Source organism: Pseudorhodobacter ferrugineus DSM 5888 (assembly GCF_000420745.1).
Lineage (GTDB): Bacteria > Pseudomonadota > Alphaproteobacteria > Rhodobacterales > Rhodobacteraceae > Pseudorhodobacter > Pseudorhodobacter ferrugineus.
In genome coordinates, this window is record NZ_ATVN01000037.1 from 1 (window position 1) to 3623 (window position 3623).

The 3623-nt window shown below is 52.1% G+C and carries 3 protein-coding genes and 1 pseudogene; 1 reads left to right on the forward strand and 3 read right to left on the reverse strand.

Annotation, left to right across the window (positions count from 1 at the left end; genetic code table 11):
- Positions 1-530: 530 nt before the first annotated feature.
- Both G560_RS21175 and G560_RS20895 read right to left on the reverse strand, forming a co-directional pair.
- Entirely contained in the window at positions 531-944 is a 414-nt protein-coding gene (locus G560_RS21175; protein WP_033419524.1) for a c-type cytochrome, read from the reverse strand.
- Between the two features lie 295 nt (positions 945-1239).
- Positions 1240-1643, reverse strand: a pseudogene (locus tag G560_RS20895) (transposase family protein); the annotation flags it as partial.
- Between G560_RS20895 and G560_RS0118015 the strand changes: the two are divergent.
- On the forward strand, positions 1642-3165 hold the full coding sequence (locus tag G560_RS0118015; protein WP_022705669.1) for a choice-of-anchor F family protein: 1524 nt from the start codon (positions 1642-1644) through the stop codon (positions 3163-3165). The pseudogene G560_RS20895 and the gene G560_RS0118015 overlap by 2 nt on opposite strands.
- 120 nt (positions 3166-3285) lie before the next feature.
- On the opposite strand, the gene G560_RS21395 is transcribed toward G560_RS0118015, so the two are convergent.
- A partial coding sequence (locus G560_RS21395; RefSeq protein ID WP_028914259.1) for a hypothetical protein occupies positions 3286-3623 on the reverse strand: 338 nt, incomplete at its 5' end.

Here is a 3623-nt window from a genome sequence, read left to right on the forward strand (position 1 = left end):
CAGCATTGACGCCATCATGACATAGAGAACATAACTAATGGGTGGGTCAAATCGCGGTGACAATGCCGGGTCAGTTCTCAGTGACAATCAACAGGTCAAAGATGCCGCACATCCCTGCAGCATTGAACTGCTTGAAGGCCAATGCATCGGTCTGATCAAGGCTTTTATGGAACATCGACAAAGGGATATTGCTGCTTCTACGCGGTCCCGTAGTGATATGGGTTTCCGAGCACCCTATGTCTCCTTTCCATGCAAGGGCAAAACAAGGCATGTGGTTTTGACATTGAAGCCGTCCTAAGAGATAAACGCTGATTTCGCCGGTTTTTAAAGGAAAACAACTATGGTTGCCGCTGCAACCATTTAAGTTTGAAATTCGGTAACTTGGGGGATTGCAAAGAGCGACTGCTCGCGGGGAATCGAGTTTAGCAGCAATAGTTTTTTGCGGAGTGCTTCGTAAGGCGTTTTACCATGCCGCGCGCTCAGAAATAACATCACAATCGGCAAGCGGAAAATGAAGATTATGGCAGCACTCAGGGAAATGTTTCTGTCGCTTTTGGATTCTGAATCGTTTCGAGATAGTTTGCCAATGCTATAATCGTGACCGGCGTGGGCATTTTTCTACCATCTCCCGCATCGAAAGGCACCAACTTTCCTTCCGCTAAGTCGCCAAAAATTGGCATTCTCTCTCGTGGTAGAGTCCGGCGATGGTCACCATCAATGATAGACATTATTTCGACCATCGGCCAAAAACCATTCCGTCGCGCTGCAATTTTTGTTAAATCGGCTGGCTTCACCACAAGTTCATCTGCCAAAGGACCTTCCCCACGACCTGTAGCACCGTGGCAGGATGCACAGGAGTTGATGAAGACCGTACGTCCCGAAGAGGGGCTGTCCGGGGAGCATCCCATTTCTGCCAAGAGTAAGATCACTATAACTCGTTTCATAATAAGGCTTCCTAGCAACAAGTTATGGAGAAGAGTATATTACCTGCAGATCATCGACTTGATTTTCGTCAATATAGGAGTGGATGGGTCTCCTATGAGCTGATCAATTTTGGAGTTGTGACGTGGCCCAAATTGCCTAGGCGTTTTCTGGCCTTTATGATAGCCAATCGGTCCTCAGGATGCTGTTCTTTGCGCATCGGGTTAGAGAAGCTAGTCGATTTATTCCGCTGGTTTTTAAGTGAACACGACCTGCCATTCGGGGTAAACGTATCGACCCAGCGGAATCTGCTCAGGTTAAGCCGCCCAGCAAGGCCGCAGCACCTGTATAACCGCTGATCTCGCCTGCGGTCATGAAGAAGCTGATTGGGCGACCGTTTTCATCCAAGGCCCTCTCGTGGTTTGCATGCAAACCACGAGAGGGAGTGATCGCACGCAGTTTCATGTTCATGCCGCCCTTGGTCCGGCCAATCAGACGACCGAGCCCCCCTTTTTCACCGCAAGGCTCGACGCCGTGCGGTGTGCTTTGAGATAGGTCGCGTCGATCATCACCGTCTTTGGAGCTGCCGCCTCAGTGGCCAATCCCCCCATCATTCTGGCGAAGACGCCCATGTCGCCCCACCGCTTCCAGCGGTTTTAGAGGGTCTTCGCCGGACCGTATTCCTTCGGCGCATCACACCACCGCAAGCCATTGCTATTGATGCGTTTTTTTGGAACGGCGATGCTGGACGATACTATGGTTCCGGACGGACTTTTCTGGGACGACAATGGCGATCCAGCAGATGAATCTTCGCTTATAGCTTGGAACAACCCATCTGCGGGCGGTTGGACATATGGCACCGTAGATGTCCCCGCTAACGTTGACGCACGGTTGGAAGAACTGGCCGCGTCGTTGGGTGTGGCTACGGCTGATCTGCGCTATGTAGATGGCGGTCTGGTTCCCGACGCGATTGTTGCCGCGATGCAGGCAAACGCATTGTTCGCTGTCGATCCGATCGAAGATCTGCGCAACACTAACCTTAACTATTCCCTCGCTATCGGCAATATAGAGGCCGGAGAGTTTACGGTGCGGATGGCACCGCAGTTCGCCCCAATTGTCGAAGAGACAACCAGCGAGGCTCAATTCAGAGTTGCAGGTCAACTCGACGCAGCGGCCAATGTGCCTTACCTCGATATTGGCAATGCGGCAGTATATTCATCCGCAATAGACGAGATCCTTGCACTTGAAGCGTCAGAGCAGGGCGAAGCGCTGGAAAAAGTTGGTTTTAGCTTCTTGGGCTCCTTCTCGGGGCTCGGGATGAACTTGGGTCGTGATCAAGTCTATGCAATAGGTCGTCCCAGCGTAGAAGTTGGCGCCAGAGTGTCCAGCATGGGCGATAATCGCTGGGCGATGGGTGAAAATTTGCGCGGCTTCGCATCTTTCCAAGGTAGCTCGGGCGAATATGATACTACGGCCAACGGCATTGGTTACGATGTAAACACTCTTGGTTTCAGTGCAGGCTTGGAAGCGTCTGTTAGTCCTTCAGCTTCTGTCGGCGTAATGGTCGGCGGTTTGGATGGCACAGCAGATGCTTTTTCTGATCGCGGTAGCGTAGATGTCTCGGGTTGGTCGATGGCTGCGTTTGGACGTACCTCATTTGCCCAGAGCGGGTCACTGCAAGCTATTGTCGGCTATCAGGATCTGTCATTCGACACTACGCGAAATGCCTTTGGTGGTGCGGTAGCCAAGGGGTCGACTGATGGTGATCAATTGTTCATGGCGTTGCAGGCAGATTATATGTTCCGTCAAGGGGCGCTGACCTGGGGGCCAATGGCATCTATTGAACGCTACAAGATGTCAGTCGATGGTTTCAACGAAACAGGTGCTGGCGCTTGGAACCTGGCGGTAGGTGCGCAAAGCGGTTGGACAACCCTTGCCAGCGCAGGTGTACGTGGCGAATACAAGGTTGATCCTTCGGGGGCAACACGCGCCTATGGTAGCCTCGCTGTAACCAAAGCGTCGGGTGATGACCAAATGGTCTCCGCAGGCTTTATTGGGTTGCCATCGGGCTCAATGCCAGTTGACGCTATCGATCAAGAGTGGGTCGATCTAACCCTTGGGATGTCGACCGTCGTTGCCGAGGGCCGAGGCAAACAAACGCTTCTTGGTGCTGAGTATCGGGGCTCGTACGGCAGTTCGTACAAGAGCCACGGATTAGGCGTCTTTGTAAAAATGAAGTTCTAATCTGACCGGCCTTTAGTCATACAAACATGGGACCGCATTGGCGCAAGCTTGTGCGGTCTTTTGTTTTTATACTTAACTACAGGCATTTAAGACGTTGCGAGCGCCTTGGCTAGCCACCAGCTAATTATTAACACTTTGAAAGTGAACCACTTCTGACGCAGTATGCAAAGGCAAGTATTTCTGAAATCGAGCTCCCGCAACCAACACTAATTTACTATTGCTATCAACGCCTTGAAGCGCCGCCACGGCGGAGCTTTTGGCGTTCTGAGCCCCTGAAGCCATTCGGGCGACCTGATGGGTCGGTGCCCCCGTCGCCAGCATCAGAAGGCTTGCCAAGGCGCCGTGGAGGTCGATCGTCAGGCCTGTCCCTGAATAGCCCCTAGATTTGTAGACGCCTTGCTTGGTAATTTTGGAAGCAAGGAGAACGATATGTCCGGAGCTAAATTCACAGACGAGTT

Coding starts and splice junctions, on each gene's coding strand:
- G560_RS21175 (WP_033419524.1), bottom strand. CDS start 944: ATGAAACGAGTTATAGTGATCTTACTCTTGGCAGAAATGGGATGCTCC.
- G560_RS0118015 (WP_022705669.1), top strand. CDS start 1,642: ATGCGTTTTTTTGGAACGGCGATGCTGGACGATACTATGGTTCCGGAC.